We start from the raw sequence: 24,816 nt of genomic DNA on the forward strand, positions 1-24,816 counted from the left end.
GCGCCGACAAGGCCCGGATCCCGCACACTGAGCCCGTGACGAACCATGAGATCGCCACCATCGTGTGCGCGCTGATCGCGGCCATGTTGATCGCACTGGGCGCCGTAGCGCAGCAGCGGGCGGCCGCGGCCGTACCCGAAGGCACGTCCCTGCTGGGCGGTCTGCTCCGCAGCCCACGCTGGTGGTCCGGGATCGTCGGCGACGTCGGTGGTTACGCGATGCAGGTTCTCGCGCTGACATTCGGCGCGGTGCTGGTAGTGCAACCGATTCTGGTGAGCGCCTTGGTCTTCGCGCTGCCGCTGTCCGCGCGACTGAACGGGCAACGGATCACCGCACGCGCCGCCACGACCGCACTGATCCTCGTCGCGGCGCTCGCGCTGTTCCTGATCGTGGGCGACCCGACAGCGGGCGAGGACACCGCGCCCTTCCGGGAGTGGTTGGCGCCCTTGGCGATTCTGCTCGGAGTCATCGTGGCCGCGACCGTCACCGGACTGATGATCGCCAGCCGATCGGGACAGGCGCTCGCACTCGGTCTCGCCGGTGGTGCCCTGTTCGGGATGGCCGCGGCACTCACTGATCGCGTGGTCACCCTGTTCGGCGACGGGATCGGCGCGGTACTCGGCGGGTGGCAGACCTGGACGCTGGTGGGCGCCGGATTGCTCGGCGTCTACCTGCAACAGCGCGCGTTCCAGGCCGGACCCCTCGCTGCCTCGCTGCCCGCGGCCACCATCGCCGAACCCATGGCCGCCGCGTTCCTCGGTCTCACCGCCCTCGACGAGCACTTACGCACCGACGGTTTCGGCCTGGTCGTCGTGGGCGCCTGTGTCGTGGTGATGTGCGCGACGACGGTGGCGCTGTGCCGCACCCGAGCGGTCACCGCCGAGCCCGCGCGCTGACCCGCTGCGGAGATTCGCACGCCGCGGTGCTCACAGGGCTATCATCAACCAAGTGCGATTTCTTCCGGGACCCCAGCCGCCGTATGACCTGACCTACGACGACCTCTTCCTGGTCCCGAACCGGACCGATGTCGCGTCCCGGTTCGATGTGGACCTGGCCAGCGTCGATGGGTCCGGTACCACCATCCCCCTCGTGGTCGCGAACATGACCGCGGTCGCGGGCAAACGGATGGCCGAGACCGTCGCTCGCCGCGGCGGCATCGTGGTGCTCCCCCAGGATCTGCCGATCCAGGCCGCCGCCGACACCATCGCGTTCGTCAAGAGCCGCTCGCTCACCGCCGATACCCCGGTCACCCTCGACCCCGATCGTTCGGTATCCGATGCCATGGCGCTGATGCACAAGCGTGCGCACGGCGCGGTCGTGGTCGTCGAGGACGGCAAGCCGGTCGGTGTGGTCACCGAGGCCGCCTGCGCCGATGTCGACCGGTTCGCGCGCCTGCGCGAGGTCGCGTTCACCGATTTCGTCCAGGTGCCCGTCGAGGCGTCCCCGCGCGACATCTTCGACCGCCTCGCCGAAGCCCACACCCAGCTCGCGGTGCTCACCAACACCGACGGCACCCTCGCGGGCGTGATGACCCGCACCGGCACCGTCCGCGCGGGCATCTACACCCCCGCGGTCGACAGCGGCGGCAAGCTGCGCGTCGCCGCCGCCGTGGGCATCAACGGTGACGTCGCCGCCAAGGCGAAGGCACTGGCCGAGGCGGGCGCCGACGTGCTCGTCCTCGACACCGCGCACGGCCACCAGACCAAAATGCTCGAATCATTGCGCACCGTCGCCGATCTCGGCCTCGGCCTGCCCCTGGTCGCCGGCAACGTGGTCTCCGCCGAAGGCACCCGCGAGCTGGCCGCGGCGGGCGCGACCATCATCAAGGTCGGTGTCGGCCCCGGCGCCATGTGCACCACCCGCATGATGACCGGTGTCGGTCGCCCGCAGTTCTCCGCGGTGGCCGAATGTGCCGCCGCGGCAAAAGAACTCGGCGTGCACGTCTGGGCCGACGGCGGCGTTCGGCACCCCCGCGACGTGGCCCTCGCACTGGCCGCCGGTGCCTCGAACGTGATGATCGGCTCCTGGTTCGCCGGCACCTACGAGTCCCCCGGCGACCTGCGCATCGACCGTGACGGCAACAAGTACAAGGAGAGCTTCGGCATGGCGTCCAAGCGCGCCGTCGCCGCCCGCACCGCCGCCGACAGCAGCTTCGACCGCGCCCGCAAGGCGCTGTTCGAAGAGGGTATCTCCAGCTCCCGGATGCGTCTGGACCCCGAGCGCCCCGGTGTCGAGGACCTCATCGACCACATCTGCTCGGGTGTACGCAGCTCCTGCACCTACGCCGGTGCTCGCTCACTGCCGGAATTCCACGACAAGGCCGTGCTCGGCGTGCAGTCCGCCGCGGGCTTCGCCGAAGGCCGCCCGTTGCCCAGCGGCTGGTGAGCTCGCCGTTGCCGTGTCCGGCGCCGCCGCTGACACATCATGGGTGGGCACGGATTACTATGGGGTTGCCGATCACGGCACATGCTCTACCCCCGCCTCGAAAGGATCCAGTTGTCACCCGCGTCCAAGGGCGCCACACAGGAGGGCTCCTCTACGGAGCCGGGTGACAAACCCGGCGTCCTCCTTTCCGCAGCGTCTGTTCGATCTCCCGGTTTCCCTGCCGCACCACTCGGGTGGTGCTGAGGATGTCGATCGTTGCGACCGTGCTCAGCCTGCTCGGCTTCATCGCTCTCACCCTCGGAACGGCACTGTTCGTCGCCGCCGAGTTCTCCCTGACCGCACTGGAACGCAGCACTGTCGAAGCGGCCGCCCGCGAGGGTGACACCCGGTCACGACTGGTGAAACAGGCCCATCACACCCTGTCGTTCCAGCTCTCCGGCGCCCAGCTCGGTATCACCATTACGACCCTGATCACCGGCTTCATCGCCGAACCCGTGCTGGCCCGCCTGATCGATCCGCTGCTGAGCGGGATCGGTGTGAGCGAAAGTGCCTCGCACGGCATCGCATTGGCGCTGGCCCTGATCATTGCCACGTCGCTGTCGATGATCTACGGCGAACTGGTACCGAAGAACATCGCCATCGCCGAGCCGATGATGGTGGCCCGGCTCACCGCGGGCCCGATGGTCGGGTTCTCGGCCCTGTTCAAGTGGCTCATCCGCTTTCTCAACGGTTCCGCCAACTGGGTGGTCCGCAGGCTGGGCATCGAACCCGCCGAGGAACTGCGCTCGGCCCGCTCGCCCCAGGAACTCGGTTCGCTGGTACGCACCTCCGCCATGCGTGGCGCGATGGATCAGCGCACCGCGCTGGTGATGGACCGCTCGCTGGAATTCGGTGAACGCAGCGCCGAGGATCTGATGACACCACGGGTGAAGGTCGAATCGCTGGACCGCGACGACACCATCGCCGACCTCATCGCCGCCTCCGCGCGCACCGGCTACTCCCGGTTCCCGGTGATCGACGGCGACCTCGACAACACCCTCGGCGTGGTGCACGTCAAGCAGGCGTTCACCCGTCCAGGCGAGTTGCGCAAGCAGATCCCGCTCAGCGAGCTCGCCGTCGCGGTGCCGATCGTGCCCGCCAGCCTGGACGGCGACGAGGTGCTGGAGCGAGTGCGCGCCGACGGCATGCAGGTGGCACTGGTCGTCGACGAATACGGTGGCACCGCGGGCATGGTGACCATGGAGGACCTGATCGAGGAGATCCTCGGCGACGTGCGCGACGAGCACGACGAGGAGGAACGCGATGTGCGCCGGGTCTCCGACGGCTGGGACTGCTCGGGTCTGATGCGCATCGACGAGGTGTCGCGCGCGACCGGCTACGACGCACCCGAGGGCGAATACGAAACCCTCGGCGGGCTGGTACTGACCCAGCTCGGCCGTATCCCGGTGACCGCCGACGAAGTGGTGCTGCCCGCATCCCGCGGTTCCGGTGGCGGCTGGATCGCCAGGGTGGAACGAATGGACGGACGGCGCATCGACCGGGTGCGGTTGATCCCCGTCGACGCGGCCAACCTCTCGGCACGGGAGCACACAAATGGGTGACCTGTTCGGAATCTTGCTGACCGTCGTACTCCTGGCGGGCAACGCGTTCTTCGTCGCCGCCGAGTTCGCCCTCATCTCAGCCCGCCGTGACCGCCTCGAAGCCCTTGTCGCACAAGGGAAGAAGAAGGCGCAGACGGTGATCGAAGCAGGCGAGAACCTGTCGATGATGCTGGCCGCGGCCCAGCTCGGCATCACCATCTGCTCGATCCTGCTCGGCCGCGTCGGCGAGCCCGCGATCGCGCACCTGATCGAGCGCCCGTTCGAAATGCTCGGTCTGCCCGACCAATTGCTGCACCCGGTGGGCTTCGCGCTCGCGCTGACGATCGTGGTGATCCTGCACATTCTGCTCGGCGAGATGGTGCCGAAGAACATCGCCCTCGCCGGTCCGGAACGCTCGGCGCTGCTGCTGGTGCCGATCCACCTGATGTGGTTGCGGATCGCCCGACCGCTGATCGCGCTGTACAACCTCGCCGCCAACACGACGCTGCGGATGGTGCGGATCGAGCCGAAGGACGAACTCGACGCCACCGTATCGACGGTGGAGCTGGCCGAGATGATCGGCGAATCCCGCTCCGAGGGACTGCTCGACGAGGAGGAACACCGCAGGCTCACCCAGGCCCTCGGCACCTCCGATCAGGTCGTCGGCGATGTGATGGTGCCGTTGGCCCAAGCCAGATCGGTGCCACTGATCGGCAGCGGAACCACCCTCGGCGAGGTCGAGGCAGCGGTCTCCGAAACCGGGTTCTCCCGCTACCCGGTCCGCGCCTGCGACGGCTCCCTGGTGGGCTACCTGCACATCAAGGACGTCCTCGACGAGGTCGCCGACGACAACGCGGGCCCGGACACCGTCATCCCCCGCACCGACATCCGCCCGCTGCCCACCGTGAGCACCGGGACCCCGCTGTACGAAGCGCTGGCCCGGTTGCGCCGCACCAGCAGCCATCTGGGCCGGGTGGTCGACAGTCGCGGCAACACCGTCGGCGTGGTCGCGCTGGAGGACCTGATCGAAGAGTTCGTCGGCACCGTCCGCGACGGAACCCACCGCATCGCCGAATAATCCCCTCCGGCAACCGATCTCGTGCCCACCGCCACGCGGTGACCGGTCCGGCGCGTCGGCACATCGCAAACGGCTCGACCGAACTGGTCGGGCCGTTTGGCGTCTGTCGCCAGCGGCTCACCCTTGACTATTGGTAACCGATCGGTTACCAATTAGGAGTGGACGTGTTCGAAGCTCTCGCCGACTCCGTGCGCCGCGACCTGCTCGTTCGACTCGCCGGCGCACCGGCCAGGGTCGTCGATCTGGCCGCGGAATACCCCATCAGCAGACCGGCGATCAGCAAGCATCTCCGAGCACTCGCCGATGCGGGCCTCGTCCGCGCCGAACCGCACGGCCGCGAACGCCACTATCGCCTCGCTCCCGCGGGGCTCACACCACTGCACAACTATCTGGCGCGACTGCAGCCGGCCGGGACACCGATCCCGGAGCACGCGCTCGACGGCCTCGATCTCGAAGTCCGCCGCACCACCCGGGAACGCCGAGCCACGACCAGCACAGACAGCGACAAGGAGCAGACCGCATGACCATCCCCACCGCGACCGGACACCGCCGCGACCTCGCCGAGGGCCCCTACTGCGAATGGACCCGAACGTTCCGCGCACCGATCGAGGACGTCTGGGCCGCCGTCACCGAGCCACAGCGACTCGCGCGCTGGCTCGGCACCTGGACCGGTGACCCGGCGTCCGGCGAAGTGAAGTTCCAGATGACCTTCGAGGACGAGATGCCCGCCGAGCGTTTCCGCATCGACGAATGCGATGCCCCGCACCGACTGTGGATCACCACCTCCATGACCGACGGCGAGAACACCGAACACTGGCAGCTGCGCCTGGATCTGGCCGAGGAAGGCGGCATCACCACCCTGACGTTCGCCCAGAACGTGCCCGACCCCACCATGGTGGAGAGCGTCGGACCTGGCTGGGACTACTACCTCGACCGTCTGGTCGCCGCCGAAGCCGACCGCGACCCGGCCACCGTGAGTTTCGAGGACTACTACCCCGCCCTGTCCGAGCACTATCGGAAGGAATTCGGGCGCACCCAGTAGCCCCTGGAGTCAGCTCGCGGCAGTCCGGCGGTGTCGGGTGCACGAGCGTGCGCCGGCCCGCCCGACTCAGGGCGCACGATGCGGCTGGGCGCTATGGGCGCCCGCTCGCCGACCCGAGAAGACGCAGTCGGCCAGCGACAACCCACTGATGTAGGAGTTCGAACAGATGCCGACCGCCGCGCGCCCCGCGGCGAAGAGCCCAGGAACGACTCCCCCGTTCTCGCGGCGCACCGCGCCGGTGTCCTCGTCCACCAGCAGACCACCGAGGGTGAGCATCGGCATGGGATAGGTGACCCGCGCCTTGAACGAGATGTCGAGCAGGGCGAACGGCCCGGTGCGCACAGGGCGGCGGATGTCGTCGGGCTTACCCAGCGGATCGGGCCGGTCCTGTTCGATAGCCCGGTTGTGTGCGTCCACGGTTTCCCGCAGCGCGGACTGGTCGATTCCCGCACGGGCGGCAACCTCTTCGACGGTGCTCCCGGAGACGCGGCCGATCCGGAGCAAACGCTCGGTCTGCATTCGCTGGAACCACACCGACTGTGTGCCGATCTGCCCGCGAGCCTCGGCCTCGAGTTCGGCGTCGATGAGCAACCAGGCGCGATGACCCGGACTGGCGGCGATGGCCGCGCCGAGAGCCGCGCCATAGCGGGACTCGTCGATCATGCGCCTGCCGAGCGCATTCACCGCGACACCACCGAAAAAGGCGCTGGGCGGCGCGATAAAACGCCACGTCGAGAGCGCGTCCATCTTGCCGCTCGCCGCACCGATGTCGAGCGCCATGGTGATGCCGCTGCCGTCGTCACCCGCACTGCCCAGCGGCAGTCCCTGCGACCACGGATACGCGGGGGCGTGCCGAGCGACCATCTCCTCGTTCGCGATGAAGCCACCCGTGGTGAGCACAACCCCGGATTTCGCCTGGATCCTGACCGGCACTCCGTCTTTGCGCTCGATGCGGGCCAGCAGCGCTTCCACCGCCCGGCGCAAACCCTGGTGATACACACCAGGTTTCGCCGAGATCTGGGCGAGGGCGGCGAAACGACGGCGCACCGCCGCGGGCGCGCCGTCGATCGTGACCACCTCGACGCCTGTCACCCGCCCGTCTTCGACCACCAGCCGAGTCGCCCTGGTGCCGGTCCGGACGCGCACGCCGTACCCGGCCGCCGACTTCGCCAGCGGCCCGAACAGGGCCTTGCCCGAGACGCCGCGACCGTGTGTGCGGTGACCGCGTTGGCGCGGCTTCGCGAGATCGCGGTAGCCACCGGAGTTTTCGCTGCCCGAGTAGTACAGGTAGTAGTCATCGGTCGGGTAGGACGTCTTGTACGGGCACACCGAGGGCTGGAAGGGCACGCCGTGCTCGGTCAGCCAGTCGATCATCGACGGGGATTCCTCGCAGAATCGGCGCAGCGTCGCGGCGCTCACAGCGTCACCGACCTCGGCCTCCAGATACGCGAGCATAGTGTCGACGTCGTCGTCGATGCCCGCGTCGCGCTGCACCCACGTGCCGCCGCCCGCGTACACGATGCCACCCGACAGCGCCGTGGCACCGCCACCCAGATACCGGTCGACGGCCAGGACCTCGGCGCCGGATTCCCGCGCGGCCAGCGCCGCGGCCACCCCCGCACCGCCGTATCCGACGACCACGACATCGGCTGCATCGTCCCAGGCCCGCACTTGTATCACCTTCCGAGCAGAGGCCGACCGCATCGTCGCCCGCTATAACGTATTCTAGTCAAACTATAACGTGTTCTAGATTCGGCACGCGCCGACTCGCCGATTCGAGCCTCGACTACATCAGTCCGCGGCCCGTGGTGAGGGGCAGATCGGTCGGGGTCAACAGGCCGGGGCGGGCTTCGACCACGGGGCGACGGCCCTCACTAGGCGGGCGGCGGTGTCGCCGCGGAGCGTCTGATCGCGAGCACGGTCGACATGCTCGCCGGATCACTCGCCGCTCCCGTCCGTGCACCCGGCGTGGTGTCGCGCGGCGCTCGGGTGAAGTAACACCGTCGATGCGCCGAATCCGCACTGTGGCAGAGCTTCTCAGAAGTCCTCGGGACGGCAAGAACAGCCGGGGTCAGCGAGAACGGCTCGGAATTCCTCGTCCACGAGGGAGCCGTGTACCGGCGCGATCTCGATGAACGCGGTGGCGCCGGCAGCGACCTTGTGGTGTCCGTCCAGGAGAATCCGCGTGACGGTGCCCGATCCTGCCGGGCCGGGTGTGAGCACGACCGCCAACGGTTTCCCGCCGGCGGCCATCAGGTCGCGATACCAGGCCACGTGCTCGGCGTCGGGAGTCGGCCAGGTGCCGGTGGGAATCAGCATCGAGCCGATGGCGCCATAGACGGTCCGCACCGTCCCAGGCGGCCACGGCCACGACGGATCTGCCAGCGTTGGCGCTCGATGTGGGGTAGGTCCGGATCGCGACCTCGCAGGAACCGGGAGCGAGCAACCGCAGCACCGGATCCAATCGGTCGAGCAGCACGCGCGTCGGATACGGGGTGCGGGATAATGACCCGGTGAGCACGCACGACGACCTCGACCGCGCTCTCGACCTGCGGGTATTCCCCGCAGTCGAGTGGCGGGCCGCCGCGCGCGCACACCGTGACCGGCTCGATCGGCTGGTCGGGCCGTATCTCGAGCGGCGGGCGGCGGGCACCACCCATCCGGTCGTGGATTTCCTCTTCACCTACTACGGCAACAAGCCTTCGCAGCTGCGCCGATGGCATCCGGGGTTCGGGGTCGGGCTGCGCGATGCGGGCGACTATCGGGGTGCGCGGGGGTATCACGAGCTTGCCGACGAGCAGAACGTGTTCACCGCCGACCCGGCCTATCTGGCCAAACGGCGCGACACCATCGAATTCGTGTCCGGTCTGCTCAGCGCCACCGCGCGGCGTCCGGCGCAGTTGTCGTGTTTCGGTCTGCACGAATGGGCGATGGTCTATCGCACCGACGAGGTACGCCACCAGCAGGTTCCGCTGCGCTTGGGACACGCGGGCACCGACGCGGTGGTGGAGTCGATGTCGTTGCGGTGCACGCACTTCGACGCGTTCCGGTTCTTCACGCCGGAGGCGGTGGGCCGCAATGCCGAACCGCTCACCCGCGCGGACCAGGTGCAGCGCGAGCAGCCGGGGTGCCTGCACGCGAATATGGACCTCTACAAGTGGGGCTTCAAACTGGCGCCACTGATCTCCTCGGACCTCCTGCTCGACTGCTTCGAACTCGCCTGCACCGCACGCGAACTCGACATGCGGGCCAGTCCCTACGATCTGTCCGGCTTCGGCTACGAGCCGGTGCGCATCGAAACACCAACTGGGCGAGCAGATTACGTCCGCGCCCAGGCGGCGATCGCCGAATCCGCGGACGCACTGCGGGATCGTCTGCGCCTGGCCTGCGCCGCGTTGTCGTCGGCGCAGGCAGGTCTCGACGCCACTAGTCGGTAGCGCCCCGTCGATTTCGGACTCGTCCGGCGTGGATTAGGTGACGAGGGCGAAATCGCCCTCGTCACTTTCGGCGTCCTTCTCGACTACTAGCGATTCCGCCACTTGACCGTAATATACCCCGCGGCGAGTACGGTACAGATCAACAGCGTTGTCACTAGCAGGCCATCGGTCGAGAATCCGGCGACGTAGTCAAGGATGCTTCCAGACTCCTGAGCGTAGCTGCTGAAATTGGGGTCAGTAACCATCTGACGTCCGTACTGCATGAGCGCTACCGAGGTACCGAACAACGAGGTCAGCGCAATAAAGAGAAGCATTACTTCTGTGATCAAGATGGCGGACCTGGAATTTCGGCCGCTCAGTTCAGCAAGGCGGTCCTGCGCGGCAGTGGTTTTGGTCTTGCCCGGAGCTAGCAGGAGTCGCTCGAACTCCCAGCTAGCAAGCGTCTCGACGATTCGTGCACGTTCGTCGGGCGACATAGTCTTAAGGACAGCAGCGTGCTCAAGCTCCACCACAAGCATTCGGTTCGACCGCTCTGCGAGGATGCCACGGACCCGCTCGATCTGCGCCCTCCGAATGTTCCCGTAGGACTCGCCGAGTACCTCGAGAAGGCCGGTATCGGCAATGTCCGCAGCGGCAAACACATACTGGCTGTACCGCATAGCGCGAATCGGTACTACATCAAACAGTCGAGCAGGCACATCTGTGGATACTCGATAGCCATAACGCATCCATCGTGCGATCGAGTCAAGTTCGTTGGTGCAGAACTTGCCGACGTCCTGTAACGACAGCCCCTGCGCGCCAAACCAGCTTGTCGCAACCTCGGTCGGGATCGGTGCGTCGTTATCCAGGACCATCGCCGCAGAACACCATAGCGGTATGAACGAAGTCTCGGAAGTATCGGCAACCGCGAATGTGATCCCACTTCGGTGTGCTTCGTTGGTCAGCTCGCTCACTACCGAACGGATAGCCGGTGTACAAGCGTCAACGATATTTCGATGAGCGTGCTCGATAGCGTCCCGGGCGGATTCAAGGTCCTGTCCATCGGAGGCGGCCCACACCACCTCAATGACAGCGATTCCGTGGGCGTACAGCGACACGCGACACGCGAGCGGCTCAAGTTCGGCAGGAGGATTATAGGCAGTTAGGGAGTTCGCGGAGAGAGGCTGAAGAAGCTCGAAATATACAAGCTCGCCACGGCGACGGAATGTATCCAGAGAAGAGCTCTCATATGCCGCTTGGGAATCATCGCTAGCTATTGGAACCTGCAGTTGCCACCCACCCATATCGACGGGAGGAGAGAATCGGGATCGAACCTCGCGCCAGCTCTCCCGATAGTTGGAGCGAAGGTGGAACCCGACGCCGAGAACCATCGAGACTCCGGATCGGCACGGCGAGACCGAATATATCAGCACATCATTCCCCAGTCTTCAAGGATGAAACCGGGACCACCGAAAGGATTCCTTTATCGGGCCCCGACCAGATCTTCGCGAGTGCGAATCCTGCGGGGAGTGGAATAGTTGCGGCTGCAGGACACCTTGTGTCCTGCCCACCCCACACGATCACCCGGACTTCCGTCCCTTCGGTTACGGTGAAAGTTGATCCAGATGTCGATCTTAATGGAACGGGATCGACATCCTCGTTCCAGGCAGCTTTCGTGTTGAGGCATCCAAGCGAGGCCATTTCAAGCTCATGGTACTCGTCGGTGCCCCGGAATCGAATAATCGCAGAGTTGACCTTCTCAACAACGCGCGGGTCCATTGACCTCGAGAATAGAAAATGCAACGGCGCTTGATCTGAAACGGGAAATCCAAGTTGGTTCGATCGCATTGGAGGAATAGTTCCAAACTGAGCAGAGTCTCCGGCGAAGCGGTCCGACTGGGTGATGTACCGGCCTTGTTCAAGACCCTCTAAGACAAGATCGACAGTTCCATCGCGTAGTGCTTCGAAAGCGGCATGCGCCGAGTACTTGTTTCCAAACTTGTCCAGTGCCACGTTCTGGAAATCTGACGACGCCGAGGGCCAATAGTCGTATCCGGCAAGGAACGCGGTCTTTTTCTCCCGCAATTCGGTAGCTGATATCGAGTCACCATTCATTCGCGCCCGATTGTAGAAAATACGATACTCCACCGATAGAAATGGCGCGGAAAGTGTGAAGTCTCTCAATCTCGTTGCACTGGAGACGACAGGCACGGCGGCGAATGCTTCTCCCCGTTCAACGCGGGAATACGCGGTTTCCCAGGTTGCGAATGAAACAACGGGGTCGAATCCAGCAGACCCCAGAACCGACGCCGCGAATCGAATAGTAGGCCCTCCGGTCGAGTCTGTTCGAACAACCATTGGCCCCCACTCTCCAGTTGCGATCGCCACTTTGCGCGTGGGCAGTAACGATGAATAGTTCAGTCTACAAGCGGCGGCCATGGATCCGATCACTAGTACAACGACGATGAAGCCGATCGCCGTGCTGCGGGCGCGACCTAACCGCCGCAGTTCAGCCAGCGTTTTGACAGGGTCCCCCTGGGGCATGTAAAGCAAGCCTTTCCGAGTAGCGGTCGAATGGGGTGCGTAGCCGACTGGTTGCCGGATGCCTGGAACCTGCTGCCAGGCAACAGGAATGCGGAACAGTCTGACGTGACGGCGGTCCCATCGTAACTTGTCAGGTACCCGCGATGGTTTGATGTTGTGCGAGTTGACAATTCAGGCCCGACGGCCCGTCGGCGTGTCGGCTTGACCTGGACGGCCCATTGTGAATGATGGTGTGATGCCTCCAAACTCGATTCCATCACATGGGGGTGTCGTTGCTCCGATGAGGACGCAGGCATCAATGACAGCGCGACTCAAGGCCTATCGTGACGTTTGAAGCGTCGGCTAGCGATGAACTCGAAGAACTCCTCGACCCGCCGAGCGCGCTCCAAGGGAACCGATGGTGCCGCGACCACGAAGGCCAGTTTTGGTCTGTCCGCGTTCGGAATCGAGTCGATCGCATCGGGTGCTCCGGAGTTGCTACACCGCCAACACGGAAGGAAAGCTAACAGCGACACGCCAATTACTCGGAAACATCAACTGCCGTACTGTCTAGAAAAGCTCAGTACTGCCGAATTCCTCGGGAGCTGTGTGGCGGAGAATAATCCGCGGCGACGTACGATCCGGTACGCTGGCGACAAGATAACGATCCTCTTCCTTGTCGGCGTCGTTGCTCAATATGTCGGATACGGCATGGCCGTCAAATTTTCCGTCGAACGCGGGATGTTCCCTGTAGCGGTAGGGCGATCCGTCATTTCTGGTGGAATCTTCGTATTGGTCGGCATAATTTTGGCACGTGGACTCTTCATCAGCTGCCGCGCATTGTTGCTAGGGGTCGTTACAGCGTTGATGAACGTAATGTCGTTCATGGCGGCAGGATCTTTGCCACTGGGAGTGACTACTGGCATCGAATTCCTCGGTCCGATCACCCTGGCCGCTATTGGTATAAAGACACTAAAATCCGTGCTGGTTGGACTGGCGGCATTGCTAGGGGTTGCCGCATTGTATCTGCGGGTTGGAGTGCCAGCATTCGGGAACGAAGCTCATATCGGTTTGGTGTTTGGGCTTGCCTCCGCCACATTGTGGGCGATCTATATCTCGTTGGGGGAGTCGGATCGCCCACTTAAGAACACGCTATCAGGGTTCGGCGTCGGCCTAGTTCTCGGCGGCGCGGCTGTCGCGACCCTAGTTGGGATCACGCGAACCGCGCCATCGATTGTCATCGTAGACCTCGCTTTCTGGTCGCGGTGCGCGGTGATCGCAATTCTCGCGAGCGTGATTCCTTATGCGATCGACCTGTACTGCCTTACGAAGATGTCGGCACAAACGTTCGCCGTACTGGTCGCGGCATTGCCATTGGTATCTGCCACCATCGGATGGATCTGGCTCGACCAGCCACTCGGCATTATTGGAGTAATGGGGATCGTGCTGGTCAGTGCGAGCTTGGTGGGCCTTCGTACAATTAGGGCTCCTGATCAATCAATTTAGGGCGACTCGGGCTTGTCGCAGTTCTGAGTCGTCGCGGCGAGTACGAACAACTGGCGATATCGGGGACTCGCAAGGGCGATTCTGACTGAGTGGCGAAGCTCTCGTCGTCGAGGATATGCCGGGCGACAAAGGCCATTGCGCCGATCGCGGCGGCGCTGACCACGAGCTGATCGAGCCGAGGTTGTATGGCGATCGACCAGCTATCACCGCGCCGGCGCTTTCGCGTCACTTGGACTCCTGCGACATCGTTCGACATGGATCCGAGTCCTCTCCGATCGCGGAAACTCCCCGCTCTTGACAGACACTGGTCGTGCACAACAACCGTACAGCGCATGGGCGGCCACCCGAGGCAAGCACGTGCCCGCCCAACCCCCGTTCCCCGAAACACCCTTCCGCAACCATTCATCCGGCTTACCATTCGTGACACGGCACAACTGTCTGAGCCAGTTGGGTTGTCAGCAGCATTGATGGGGGAGGGCAACGATGCCACCGGAACCGCGCACCGACACACCGTCCAGCACCGAGGCCACGATCCGGCCGTTCGCACCGGAGCCAAGCGCACCACAGCCTCCTGACCGTCGACATTCTCTGGTGCGGTCTGTGGCAGCGGCCGCGATCACCGCACTCGTGGCACTCGGTCTGCCGCCGGGTGCGTCCGCGGATTTCGGCGCGGATCTGACCGGCGCGGTGCAGGAATTTCTCGAGGTGGGCCGAACGGCGGTGCCGCGCGCCGACTGCGGGCCAGGATCGCTGCCGGAGACCGGGTTGCAGGGTGATGTGCCCGCGAGTGACCGAGACAGTGGGCGCAGCACCCAGGGTTATCGCTGCAATATGTCCATGATCGGGGGCTATGCCGGGCGGGGAGCGGGCATCACCTCCACCAGTTTCGAGCACTGCGCCTACGTCGGCACGTTCTTCCCCGGGAACATGCTCAGCGAGCACCCTGGCGTACAGGTCCTCGATGTCTCCGATCCCACCGAGCCGCGGCTGACCGCGACGCTCGCCGAACCCGCGATGCTGGCCGGGACATGGGAGACGTTGAAGGTCAACACGACTCGCACACTGCTCGTCGGGACGGGCGTGCCGGTGGGCATGGGCGCCGGATACCTGTCGGTGTACGACATCTCCGATTGCGCGCATCCGCGGCTGCTCAATCCCGGGACGGGCTCGAATCTGCTGATGCCACTGCCGATCACGACGCACGAGGGCGGCTTCTCGCCCGATGGTCGCACGTATTGGGCGTCGGGCCTTGTGCCCGGTTTTCTCAGCGCGGTCGATCTCACCGATCCGGCGAATCCCCGGGTGATCTGGCAGGGACTGACGGGGATCGAGGCACACGGGCTCGGCGTGAGTCCCGACGGGAACCGGCTCTACATCTCCGCGCTGGGCGGATTCACCGTGCTCGATGTGAGCGCGGTGCAACGGCGCGACCCGAATCCGCACGTGCCACATCTGGGCCGCACCTTCTGGACCGACGGGTGGGCCACCCAGCACAGCGTGCCCGTGACCTATGACGGCGTGCCTCATCTGTTCACCGTCGACGAGGGCGGTTCCGGTGGGGTGAAACTCATCGACGTATCCGACGACAGCGCGCCCCGCATCACCGCCAAGATCAAACTCGAGATCAACCTGCCCGACAATATCGACGCCGGTATCGGTTCTGCGATGGGCGGTTCGGCGTTCTCCTACGAATCGCACTACTGCACCGCCGATCGCCCCGCGGACCCGACCGCGCTGGCCTGCGGCTGGATCTCCTCCGGTATCCGGGTGTTCGACGTCCGCGATCCGGGCGAGATCCGCGAGATCGCCTACTTCAACCCGCCTGCCCGTACCGGCCGCAACCTCGAGATCTGGAACTCACCCCACGCGCTGGCCTCGATCATCGGGATTCCGGTGATGAGCGCTCCGGCGGCATTGCGGTCGATGGCCGAGGGGCTGTTCGATCCGGCGCAGGCGCTCACCTCGCGGGCAGGCGATATCGCGTTCGGCGATCTGTCCACGGACTGGTGTCTGTCACCGCCGCAGTGGCGCGGCGATCAGCTGTATGTCACGTGTTCCGACAACGGGTTCATGGTGTTGCAGCTCGACAACGAGGTGTACACACCGCCCGCGAATCAGCAGTCCACGGTCGGGTCGTAACCGTGAACCGGGTGATCCGCCTGGCGTTCGCGGGCGCCGCCGTCGTGTTCCTGCTCGCCCTCGGCGCGGCCCTGCGACCGGTCTTCGTCACCGAAACAGCTACGCCCGCACCGGTTCTCACCACCACGGAACTGGGCTTCGTGCAGGACATGACCGCGCACCATCAGCAGGCACTGATTCTCACCGAACGCCTCGACCCGGCCGCCGACCCCGCGGTGCGCAGACTGGCCGACCAGATCGCCGACACCCAGCGGGTGGAGATCGGCACGCTGCTCGGCTGGACCCAACTCGCCCGCGCGGCCCCCACCGCCGACGTCCCGATGACCTGGATGGCGGGAACCCACCACGCGACCACCGCGCCGACCACGATGCCCGGCATGGCCACCACCGCCGACCTCGACACCCTCGCCGCGGCCCGCGCGGCCGACGCCGAAATCCTCTTCCTGCAACTGATGTACCGCCACCACGCGGGCGGCGTCACGATGGCCCGCGCCGCCGACACCCTGCTCACCTCCGGCCCCGTCAAACAGGCCGCCCGCGCCATGGCCCAATCCCAAAGCCAGGAAATGGGCTACCTCGGCATGCTCCTCGACCTCCGGGGTGCCAGCCCCACCTTCTGATCAAGATCACCAGGCCATGGCGTAGATCGGCTCTCGGGCGATGCCTACCTGACGGCCTGGTGATCAGTCGTCCAGTTCGCCTGCGCCCGGCAACGATCCATATCGCGGGCTGATGGCCAGCTCTCACGACTTCGAGACAGAACCTAGCGGTCGCGCAGGCGACGCACGGCGTCGTCCATGTGTTCCACGAGAAGGGCGCGCGCCCGCTCGGGCGAGCCGGTGCCGATCGCTTCGTGCAGTTCGACGTGTTCGCGGGCTTGTTCGCGCAGGTCTGGGTAGGTGGTTTGGAGCGCGCCGAGGCACATGCGGGTTTCGATGAGCAGGGTGCGGGCGGCCCGGACGAGGCGGGGACTGTCGGCGGCGGTGACGAGAGCTTCGTGGAAAGCCTGGTCGGCGTCGGAGACCCCGGGAGCGTCGCCCGCTTCGGCGGTGCGCCGCATGGCGGTGACGCTGGGTTGCAGTGCGGCGTAGGCGATGTCGCGGCGGCCGTCGAGAATGAGGTCGAGTGCGCCGCCTTCCATGGCGGTGCGGGCGCGATAGATGTCGATGACGTCGTCTGTGGTGAGTTCGATGACGAAGATGCCGCGGTTGCGGATGCTGAACAGCAGGCCCTCCTGGACGAGGCGTTGCATGGCCTCGCGCACGGGTCCGCGGGAGACGCCGAAACTGGCAGCCAGATCGGCTTCACCGAGTTGGGCGCCCGGCGCCAGCGCACCGCGCATGATCGCCTCGCGCAGCCGGTCGGCGATCATCTCCGCGGTGGACTGCTGGTTGACCGGCTCGAAATCAGTGATCGACATGCCGACTCTCCTCCGCGAACAGCGCGCCGAGTTCAGGAACGAAGGCGGTGACCCCGGCCAGCCGCAAACCTTCCCAGATGGTGACCTGGTTCGCCGTGAGCACCGGCTTACCGAGCGCGGCTTCGAGTTTCGGGAGCACCTCGAGAGTATGCATGGCCGTATCCGGGATGAGCAGTGCCTGGGCGTCGGCGTGGTCGTCGGTGACGGCCAGGGTCAGGACCTGGTCGGGGGTGAGGGTGCCGACCTCGGCGGCGGTGTCGATGCCCGCACTCGACATCGACACCACCTCGATGCCCACGTCGGCGAGGAAGTCGACGAACAACCGCGCCACCTCCTCGGGGTAACTCGCGACGACGGCCACCCGCCGCACCCCGAGCGCCCGTGCCGCTTCGACGAACGCAAAACTCGTACTCGAAGCGGGTACTCCGGCCGCCGCCGCCAGGCTCTCGACCTGACCGCGAGCGCCCTCGGGGCCATAGACGAAACTGCCCGAGGTGCACGCCCATACGACGGCGGCGGGTTCCTCGGGTGCCAGCAACGACGCACCGTGACGCAACTTCTCGGGGCTGCCCAGGTCGAGCAGTTCGGCGATCGCGTGCAGATCGGTGCCGTAGATGTGGGCCACCGGCAACGCGGCGTCGAGCAGGGCCGCGGCGCGGGGGTAGTCGTCCTCGGCGGCGTGATCGGGATAGATGAATCCGATTGTCGGCATACGCATCTCGCTCCGTTCAGAAGACATCGACCAGCCACTTCCCTGGGCAGAATGTCGCGTCAGCATTCGGTTAGAAGACATCGACGAGCCACTTTCCTGGGCCCATCATGGGCAGTTTCATCCGGCCAAGGCAGGCCCACATGGTCAGCTGATTGGCGGTGAGGACGGGTTTGCCGAGTGCCTGTTCGAGTGGCTCGATCACGTCGTAGGTCGGCAGGTTGGTGCAGCTGACGAAGATCGCTTCCGAGCGTGGGTCGTCGGCGCCGAGAATCCGTTCGGCGATGGTGCGGTAGTTGACCTTCCAGATACCGCCGCCGAGTCCGAGGTGATCGGACTTGATCGTGGCGCATCCCGCTTCGTCGAGGAAGTCGTGCAGCTTGCCGGTGAGGACCTCGTCATAGGGCGTGATCACCGACATTCGCGCGATATTGAGGTGCTTGATCGCTTCCACCAGGGCACCGGAGGTGGTCACCGCATCGGGTGCGCCCGCCAGGCAGATGGTTTCCCGCAGGGATCGTTCGTAGGCGAGCCCGTTGATGAAGCTGCCCGAAGTACACAGGTAGGCAACGACTTCCGGCTCCACGTGCAGTACGTCGTGGGTGGCCGCGGTCAGGTGCAGCGGGTTGGACACCAGTTCGGCCATGGCCAGCGACACCGGCACCGGTTCATAGGGGGTGCGGGCCAGGTGCAGACTCACCTCCAGGGGCGCCCACCGCCACAGTTCCCGTTCGAGGGCGAGGTCGAACGGCGCGATCACGCCGATGCCTCGTTGGGCTACCGGCCCGTCGATGTCGGGGAAGCTGAACTCCACTGCGGCCCCCTCTCGCGCTCAGCCGGGCGGACCTCCGAACACGATCGGATTGTTGACAATCATACGATCTGATCGTACGGTGTCAATGTGGAAAACGGGCCGATTGTCACCGTCCTACATCGTGACAGTGTGCCCGAATCGGACCTCATGGCCCCCGTTGCCGAACGCGCCGACGTGCGCTACACCGAGGCCGACGGGCTCGCCGATGCGCTACGCGGCGCCGATGTGCTGTTCGTCTACGACTTCCAGACTCGCGCCGTCCCCGGTGCGTGGCACAGCGCCGACCGCTTGCGCTGGCTGCACATGGGCGGCGTCGGCGTGGATCCGGTGATGTTCCCGCAACTGCGAGCCTCCGAGGTGGTGGTCACCAATACCCGCCGTGTCTTCGACGCGGCGATCGCCGAATATGTTCTCGGACAGATCATTTCGTTCGCCAAGGACCTGCCGGGGTCGATCCGGCTACAGCAGCGGCACCAGTGGCGGCACCGGGAATCCGAACGCGTCGCCGGCGCCACCGCGCTGATCGTCGGGACCGGCTCGATCGGCCGGACCATCGCGCGCCTGCTGCGCGCCGCGGGAATGACAGTGCGCGGGGTAGGGCGCCGTGCTCGCACCGGCGACCCGGATTTCGACACCATCAGCGCCGATCTGCATGCCGAATTGCCCGGCGCCGACTACGTGATCGCGATTGCGCCGCTCACCGCGCAGACCAGGCACATGTTCGATGCCGCCGCGTTCGCGGCGATGAAACCGCATGCCAGGTTTGTCAATGTCGGGCGCGGGGAACTAGTGGTCACCGACGATCTCGTCGCCGCGCTCGGCAACGGTTCGATCGCCGCAGCCGCACTGGACGTGGTCGACCCGGAGCCACTGCCTGCTGGTCATCCGCTGTGGGATCTGCCGAATGTGGTGCTCACGCCACACAATTCGGGCGATTTCCATGGCTGGCGCACCGAGATCGTCCGCGCATTCACCGACAACTTCGGCAGGTGGGCAGCCGGTCTGCCGCTGACCAACGTTGTCGACAAGACGCTCGGGTACGTGCCCGGCTGAAGGAGCCCGCCATGACGCAGCCCGATCTCCCCACCGATCCCACCGTGATGACGGCGGTTCAGCTGGTTTCGGCCTACACGGCCGGGCAACTCTCCCCCGTCGAGGCCGCGCAGGCCTGTCTGGATGCCATCGCCGCGCGCGACGGCGCGCTCAACGCGTTCTGCCTGGTGGATCCGGATCGGGCGCTGGTGCAGGCCAAGGACTCCGAGGCGCGCTGGCAATCGGGCAATCCGCGCGGGCTGCTCGACGGCGTGCCGATTTCCATCAAGGACATCTTTCTCACCGAGGGATGGCCGACCCTGCGCGGTTCCACCTGTGTCGACGCGGGCGGGCCGTGGTCGGTGGACAGTCCGGTCGCCGCTCGACTGCGCGAGGACGGGATGGTGTTCGTCGGTAAGACGACCACGCCGGAGATCGCCTGGAAGGGTGTCACCGACAGTCCACTGACCGGGGTCACCCGCAATCCCGCCGATCCGGCCACGACGGCGGGCGGGTCGTCCGGGGGCAGCGCGGCGGCGGTAGCGGGCGGGATGACACCGGTCTCGGTCGGCACCGACGGGGGTGGCAGCATCCGGATTCCGGCCTCGTTCTGCGGGATCGTCGGTTTCAAACCCACGCACGGGCGGATTCCGCTCTACCCCGCCAGCCCGTTCGGCCCGCTCGCGCACGCCGGTCCGATGACACGCACCGTGGAGGACGCGGCGCTGCTGATGGACATCCTCTCGCTGCCCGATCCGCGCGACCCGACAGCGTTGGCACCCACCTTCACGACCTTCCGCAGTCAGATACAGCGGGATGTGCGCGGGCTGTCGGTCGGCTACTCCGCCACGCTCGGGTACGCACAGGTGGACCCCGAGGTCGCCGAGATCGTCGAGAGCGCGGTGGCGCGGTTGGCCGAGGCCGATCTGACCATCGATGCCGTCGATCCCGGATTCGCTGATCCGCGTGCGGCTTTCGAAACGCTGTGGGCCGCGGGTGCGGCGACCATGCTGGCGAAGTTCCCCGCCGGGTCCCGGGAGAAGGTCGATGCCGGTTTGGGTGCGGTGTGGGCGCGCGGTGAATCCGTCAGCGCCATCGACTATCTCGACGCCCGTCACATCGCCGCCGAAGTCGGCATCACGATGGGCACCTTTCATATGGCCTACGACGTCCTGATCACCCCGACCATGCCGATCACCGCGTTCGAAGCCGGGCACGATGTGCCGCCGGGCAGCGGGCTCAACGGCTGGCCCGACTGGACCCCGTTCACCTACCCGTTCAACATGACCCAGCAGCCCGCCATCAGTATTCCCGTCGGCAGGACTCGCGCCGGGCTACCGGTGGGCTTACAGATCGTCGGTCCCCGGCACTCCGACGATCTGATCCTCGCGGTCGCCCGGCACGCCGAGTTCGTGCTCAACAGCTGAAACAGGCAGGGCGTCGGCCTGTTTCGACGCCGCCACATCGGCCGGACGGCGTCGATGAGTACCGACCGTCGACCTCACGGGAACGTCTCGTCCTGGTGCCCCCGTTCCGCACGGGCGAGCGAGCCGGGTTTCTGCGTGGGGCAGAGCCTGTTCAGACGCGGGCGAAGGCCAACGTCTCGCCCTCGACACCGCGCAACCACAGCCCGTGGCAGGCATCCGCCAAGTCCGCGAGTCCTTCCTCGATGGTGGCGAAGACGCTGCCGGGGACCCAGCCGAGGTCGCCGTTGATCAGCAAATTGTTGCGGCCGTAGAACAGGGCCAGGTCGGTGGCGCCCTGGGCATGGTGGGCGGCCGAGCCGGGTTCGTAGCCGTAGGCGGGGTTGCCGATTTCCCACGGTTCGAAGTCGAAGAGGCAGACATCGCCGGGAATCGGTGTGACGGTGGGGTTTTCGCGGTGCGGTGCCGCGGTGATGCGGGGCACCAGGGCATAGACCTCGTTGCGGGCGTATTTGGCGTGGAAGGCGTCGCCCTCCTGCGGGAGCGCATCCCAGACGGCGGCACACGTGAGCGGGGCTTCGTCGTCGAGGAGGCGGGCACGGCAGGTGACGCCGGCTTTGGTGAGGGTGATGCTCATGTAGCGGGCCATCGGTTGCTGCTTCCTGTGCGGTACGAGCGGACGGGGTCGGTGCATGCCGAGGGGGCGGTCCGCGGCAGGGTGGGGATTACCCATCGAATCCAGGCCTACCCAGGACGCGGTGGGTGCCCCCGCCCGGCACTCGAGCGGGGACGGCGCGCGGAACTACAGCTCAGCCAGGACTTCCGACCAGATCGTCAGCGCATCCTCGACTTGGTCGGCGGTGACGATCAGCGGCGGAATCATGCGCACGACGTTCATGTGGGCGCCGCAGGTGAGCAGCAACAAACCCTTGTCGACGGCGGCCCGCTGGGCGGCCGTCGCCGTCGCGGTATCGGGCTCGCCTGTCGCCGTGGTGAATTCGGCGCCGACGAGCAGACCGAGGCCGCGGACATCCCCGATCGCTTTCGTGGCGAGCCGGTCGACGCCGCTGCGCAACTGCGTGCCGCGGACGGCGGCGTTGTCGACGAGACCCTCGGCCTCGATCACCTCGAGTGTCGCGACGGCGGCGGCACAGGCCACGGCATTGCCGCCGTATGTCCCGCCCTGCGACCCCGGCCAGGCCTTCGCCATCAACTCCCGCGACGCCGCGATGCCCGACAGCGGGAAGCCACTGGCCAGACCTTTGGCGATGGTGATCACGTCGGGGCGAACGTCGAAGTGCTGGTGGCCGAAGAACTTTCCGGTCCGGCCGAAGCCGGTTTGGATCTCGTCGAAGACCAGCAAGATCCCGTGCCGGTCGGCGCGCTCGCGCAGACCCTGGAAGAACCGGGTGTTGCCGGGGATATAACCGCCTTCGCCCAGCACCGGTTCGACGATGAACGCGGCGGTTTCCGCGGGCGAGGTGAGGGTGGCGAGCAGATAGTCGAGCTCACGCAGCGCGAAGTCGGTGGCTTCCTCCTCCCTCCAGCCGTAGCGGAACGCGGTCGGGAACGGGGCCACGTGCACACCCGACATCAGCGGGCTGAACCCCGCCGAGAACCGGGTCCCCGAGGTGGTCATGGTCGCGGCGGCGACAGTGCGGCCGTGAAAACCGCCGTGGAAGACGATCACGTTCGGCCGCCCGGTGGCTTGGCGGACCAGGCGCAGCGCCGCCTCGACCGCCTCGCTGCCGGAATTGGCGAAGAACAGCGCGTCCAAACCCTCGGGCAGGACGGTGCCGAGCCGCTCGGTGAGTTCCAGCAGCGGCCGGTGCAGCACCGTCGTGTACTGGCCGTGGATCAGGCGGGCGACCTGGGCTTGCGCGGCCGCGACCACGGTGGGATGGCAGTGCCCGGTGCTGGTGACGCCGATCCCGGCGGTGAAATCCAGGTAGCGGCGACCGTCGGTGTCGTAGAGGTAGCAGCCTGCGCCGTGGTCGACGTGCACGGGCGTGGCCTGCTTCAGGACGGGAGACAGCTCGGTCATCACAGACTCCCCAGATTGTCTATTGTCGGATTGTTGACAATATGCATAACATGGCGGCAGTGGTCACAGCAATGGGTGATCCACCGCGCCGGGAGTGAGGTCACCGCATGGACGAGGAACAAAGGCTCCCTACCAACGAGGAACAAAGGCTCCCTACCAACGAGGAACAAAGGCTCCCTACCAACGAGGAACAACGGCTCCCTACCAATATGTCCGGGGGCAGCGCGCAGCTGCTCGACAACCTGAGCGCCGCCGAGCGCACCGCGATCGACAGCGTCCCGAAGGGGTTGTTCATCGGCGGCCGTTGGCGTGACTCCCCTGCCACCCTGCCCGTCCTCGATCCCGCGACCGGCGCGGAGCTGGGCGCGGTGGCCGATGCGACGCCGGCCGACGGACTCGATGCACTCACCGCCGCGGCCGGGGCACAGGCGGACTGGGCGAACACCCCGGCACGCACCCGCAGCGACATCCTGATGCGCGCGCACCACGCACTGCTCGCCGACACCGGACGCCTCGCCCTGATCATGACCCTGGAGATGGGCAAACCGCTGGCGGAGGCGCGCGGCGAAATCGCCTATGCCGCGGAGTTCTTCCGCTGGTTCGCCGAGGAGGCCGTTCGCATCGACGGCGGGTACATGCCCGCACCGACGGGCGGTTCCCGGTTTCTGGTGACGAAACAGCCAGTGGGGCCGAGCCTGCTCATCTCCCCGTGGAACTTCCCGATGGCGATGGGTGCTCGCAAGATCGCGCCCGCCCTGGCCGCAGGCTGCACCTGCGTCGTGAAACCCGCCGAACAGACGCCTCTTTCGATGCTGGCGCTCGCGGCGATCCTGGCCGAGGCGGGCGTACCCGCCGGGGTGGTCAATGTCGTCACCACCGCCGACCCCGGCGCGCTGATGGCACCGCTCATCGCCGATCCACGCTCGCGCAAACTCTCCTTCACCGGGTCGACCGCCATCGGGAAACTCCTCCTGGAACAGTGCGCCCGCACGATCATGCGCACCTCCATGGAACTGGGCGGCAACGCACCGCTGCTGGTGTTCGACGATGCCGATCTCGACGAAGCGGTCGAGGGTGCGCTGGCCGCCAAAATGCGCAATATCGGCCAGGCTTGTACCGCCGCGAACCGAATTCTGGTGCAGCGCGGCATCGCCGATGAGTTCGCCGCGCGACTGGCCGCCCGGATGGCGGCTCTGCCGATGGGCCGTGGCACCGAGCCGGGCGTCGTCGTGGGGCCACTCATCGACGCCGATGCCGTCGCCAAGGTCGAGCACCTGGTGGCCGACGCACGCCGACGCGGCGCCCAGGTGCTACTCGGTGGCGCGGCCATCGACGGACCCGGCACGTTCTACCCGGCGACCCTGCTCACCGCCGTCCCCGACGACGCCGAGCTGTGCCGGACCGAGATCTTCGGTCCCGTCGCCGCGATCGGCACGTTCGACACCGAGGACGAAGCGATCACGCGCGCCAACGACACCCCGTACGGGCTGGTCGCGTACGTGTTCACCGAGAACCTGCGCCGCGGACTGCGCGTCTGCGAAGCTCTCGAAACGGGGATGGTCGGCCTGAATCAGGGCGTGGTCTCCAATCCGGCCGCACCGTTCGGCGGGGTGAAGGAATCGGGACTCGGGCGCGAGGGCGGGTTCACCGGGATCGACGAATTCCTGGAGACCAAATACATCGGTGTCAAGGTTTAGGGAGAGC

Annotated in this window: 22 protein-coding genes; 13 read left to right on the forward strand and 9 right to left on the reverse strand. The window is 66.2% G+C overall.

Annotation, left to right across the window (positions count from 1 at the left end):
* The first annotated feature begins 35 nt into the window (after positions 1-35).
* From ACTWPB_RS24245 to ACTWPB_RS24270, 6 genes are all read left to right on the forward strand, one after another.
* Positions 36-896, forward strand: a complete 861-nt coding sequence (locus tag ACTWPB_RS24245; RefSeq protein ID WP_446222841.1) for a DMT family transporter — start codon at positions 36-38, stop codon at positions 894-896.
* Between the two features lie 52 nt (positions 897-948).
* The gene (locus tag ACTWPB_RS24250; RefSeq protein ID WP_446222842.1) at positions 949-2,385 is read left to right on the forward strand and encodes a GuaB1 family IMP dehydrogenase-related protein; all 1,437 of its coding nucleotides are present in this window, start codon (positions 949-951) and stop codon (positions 2,383-2,385) included.
* Between the two features lie 245 nt (positions 2,386-2,630).
* On the forward strand, positions 2,631-3,986 hold the full coding sequence (locus tag ACTWPB_RS24255; protein WP_446222843.1) for a hemolysin family protein: 1,356 nt from the start codon (positions 2,631-2,633) through the stop codon (positions 3,984-3,986).
* A complete protein-coding gene (locus tag ACTWPB_RS24260; protein ID WP_446222844.1) occupies positions 3,979-5,043 on the forward strand; it encodes a hemolysin family protein in 1,065 nt (354 codons plus the stop codon). Before ACTWPB_RS24255 ends, ACTWPB_RS24260 begins: the two co-directional genes overlap by 8 nt.
* Positions 5,044-5,207: 164 nt before the next feature.
* Positions 5,208-5,567, forward strand: a complete 360-nt coding sequence (locus ACTWPB_RS24265) for an ArsR/SmtB family transcription factor (protein WP_446222845.1) — start codon at positions 5,208-5,210, stop codon at positions 5,565-5,567.
* A complete protein-coding gene (locus ACTWPB_RS24270; protein ID WP_446222846.1) occupies positions 5,564-6,085 on the forward strand; it encodes an SRPBCC family protein in 522 nt (173 codons plus the stop codon). Before ACTWPB_RS24265 ends, ACTWPB_RS24270 begins: the two co-directional genes overlap by 4 nt.
* Before the next feature lie 66 nt (positions 6,086-6,151).
* Here the strand turns inward: ACTWPB_RS24270 and ACTWPB_RS24275 are convergent, their stop codons facing one another.
* Together ACTWPB_RS24275 and ACTWPB_RS24280 are read right to left on the reverse strand one after the other, a co-directional pair.
* Positions 6,152-7,756 carry an FAD-binding protein gene (locus ACTWPB_RS24275; protein WP_446222847.1) on the reverse strand — a complete coding sequence of 535 codons (1,605 nt, stop codon included), beginning with the start codon at positions 7,754-7,756 and terminating at the stop codon, positions 6,152-6,154.
* A 366-nt stretch (positions 7,757-8,122) separates the two neighbouring features.
* Positions 8,123-8,434, reverse strand: coding sequence for a hypothetical protein (locus tag ACTWPB_RS24280; RefSeq protein ID WP_446222848.1), 312 nt, complete (start codon positions 8,432-8,434; stop codon positions 8,123-8,125).
* 164 nt (positions 8,435-8,598) lie between these two features.
* Between ACTWPB_RS24280 and ACTWPB_RS24285 the strand changes: the two genes are divergently transcribed.
* Complete coding sequence (locus ACTWPB_RS24285) at positions 8,599-9,522, forward strand: 3-methyladenine DNA glycosylase (RefSeq protein WP_446222849.1); 924 nt, start codon at positions 8,599-8,601, stop codon at positions 9,520-9,522.
* Between the two features lie 86 nt (positions 9,523-9,608).
* Here the strand turns inward: ACTWPB_RS24285 and ACTWPB_RS24290 are convergent, their stop codons facing one another.
* Together ACTWPB_RS24290 and ACTWPB_RS24295 are read right to left on the reverse strand one after the other, a co-directional pair.
* The gene (locus ACTWPB_RS24290) at positions 9,609-10,475 is read right to left on the reverse strand and encodes a hypothetical protein (RefSeq protein WP_446222850.1); all 867 of its coding nucleotides are present in this window, start codon (positions 10,473-10,475) and stop codon (positions 9,609-9,611) included.
* A gap of 460 nt (positions 10,476-10,935) precedes the next feature.
* Positions 10,936-12,045 (reverse strand): substrate-binding periplasmic protein, encoded by a 1,110-nt coding sequence (locus ACTWPB_RS24295; RefSeq protein WP_446222851.1) that lies wholly within the window; start codon positions 12,043-12,045, stop codon positions 10,936-10,938.
* 348 nt (positions 12,046-12,393) lie between these two features.
* Here ACTWPB_RS24295 and ACTWPB_RS24300 point away from each other — a divergent pair, with 348 nt between their 5' ends.
* The 3 genes from ACTWPB_RS24300 (at position 12,394) to ACTWPB_RS24310 (ending at position 16,289) form a co-directional block, all read left to right on the forward strand.
* Positions 12,394-13,530 carry an EamA family transporter gene (locus tag ACTWPB_RS24300; protein WP_446222852.1) on the forward strand — a complete coding sequence of 379 codons (1,137 nt, stop codon included), beginning with the start codon at positions 12,394-12,396 and terminating at the stop codon, positions 13,528-13,530.
* A 591-nt stretch (positions 13,531-14,121) separates the two neighbouring features.
* Complete coding sequence (locus tag ACTWPB_RS24305; RefSeq protein WP_446222853.1) at positions 14,122-15,669, forward strand: LVIVD repeat-containing protein; 1,548 nt, start codon at positions 14,122-14,124, stop codon at positions 15,667-15,669.
* Positions 15,670-15,671: 2 nt separating this feature from the next.
* Positions 15,672-16,289, forward strand: coding sequence for a DUF305 domain-containing protein (locus ACTWPB_RS24310; RefSeq protein ID WP_446222854.1), 618 nt, complete (start codon positions 15,672-15,674; stop codon positions 16,287-16,289).
* Positions 16,290-16,432: 143 nt separating this feature from the next.
* On the opposite strand, the gene ACTWPB_RS24315 is transcribed toward ACTWPB_RS24310, so the two are convergent.
* The 3 genes from ACTWPB_RS24315 to ACTWPB_RS24325 all read right to left on the reverse strand — a co-directional run bounded on the left by ACTWPB_RS24315 (position 16,433) and on the right by ACTWPB_RS24325 (position 18,612).
* Positions 16,433-17,089, reverse strand: coding sequence for a GntR family transcriptional regulator (locus ACTWPB_RS24315; protein WP_446222855.1), 657 nt, complete (start codon positions 17,087-17,089; stop codon positions 16,433-16,435).
* Entirely contained in the window at positions 17,076-17,807 is a 732-nt protein-coding gene (locus ACTWPB_RS24320) for a maleate cis-trans isomerase family protein (RefSeq protein ID WP_446222856.1), read from the reverse strand. The genes ACTWPB_RS24315 and ACTWPB_RS24320 overlap by 14 nt, the downstream gene beginning before the upstream one ends.
* Positions 17,808-17,871: 64 nt before the next feature.
* On the reverse strand, positions 17,872-18,612 hold the full coding sequence (locus ACTWPB_RS24325) for a maleate cis-trans isomerase family protein (RefSeq protein ID WP_446222857.1): 741 nt from the start codon (positions 18,610-18,612) through the stop codon (positions 17,872-17,874).
* Between the two features lie 87 nt (positions 18,613-18,699).
* Here ACTWPB_RS24325 and ACTWPB_RS24330 point away from each other — a divergent pair, with 87 nt between their 5' ends.
* Positions 18,700-19,665, forward strand: coding sequence for a D-2-hydroxyacid dehydrogenase (locus tag ACTWPB_RS24330; RefSeq protein WP_446222858.1), 966 nt, complete (start codon positions 18,700-18,702; stop codon positions 19,663-19,665).
* Between the two features lie 11 nt (positions 19,666-19,676).
* Positions 19,677-21,071, forward strand: coding sequence for an amidase (locus ACTWPB_RS24335; protein ID WP_446222859.1), 1,395 nt, complete (start codon positions 19,677-19,679; stop codon positions 21,069-21,071).
* Between the two features lie 151 nt (positions 21,072-21,222).
* On the opposite strand, the gene ACTWPB_RS24340 is transcribed toward ACTWPB_RS24335, so the two are convergent.
* Both ACTWPB_RS24340 and ACTWPB_RS24345 read right to left on the reverse strand, forming a co-directional pair.
* Complete coding sequence (locus ACTWPB_RS24340; RefSeq protein ID WP_446222860.1) at positions 21,223-21,717, reverse strand: DUF3830 family protein; 495 nt, start codon at positions 21,715-21,717, stop codon at positions 21,223-21,225.
* Positions 21,718-21,870: 153 nt separating this feature from the next.
* Positions 21,871-23,112 (reverse strand): aspartate aminotransferase family protein, encoded by a 1,242-nt coding sequence (locus tag ACTWPB_RS24345; protein WP_446222861.1) that lies wholly within the window; start codon positions 23,110-23,112, stop codon positions 21,871-21,873.
* Between the two features lie 209 nt (positions 23,113-23,321).
* Here ACTWPB_RS24345 and ACTWPB_RS24350 point away from each other — a divergent pair, with 209 nt between their 5' ends.
* Complete coding sequence (locus tag ACTWPB_RS24350; protein WP_446222862.1) at positions 23,322-24,809, forward strand: NAD-dependent succinate-semialdehyde dehydrogenase; 1,488 nt, start codon at positions 23,322-23,324, stop codon at positions 24,807-24,809.
* Positions 24,810-24,816: the final 7 nt, after the last annotated feature.

The organism is Nocardia sp. IBHARD005 (genome assembly GCF_052814245.1).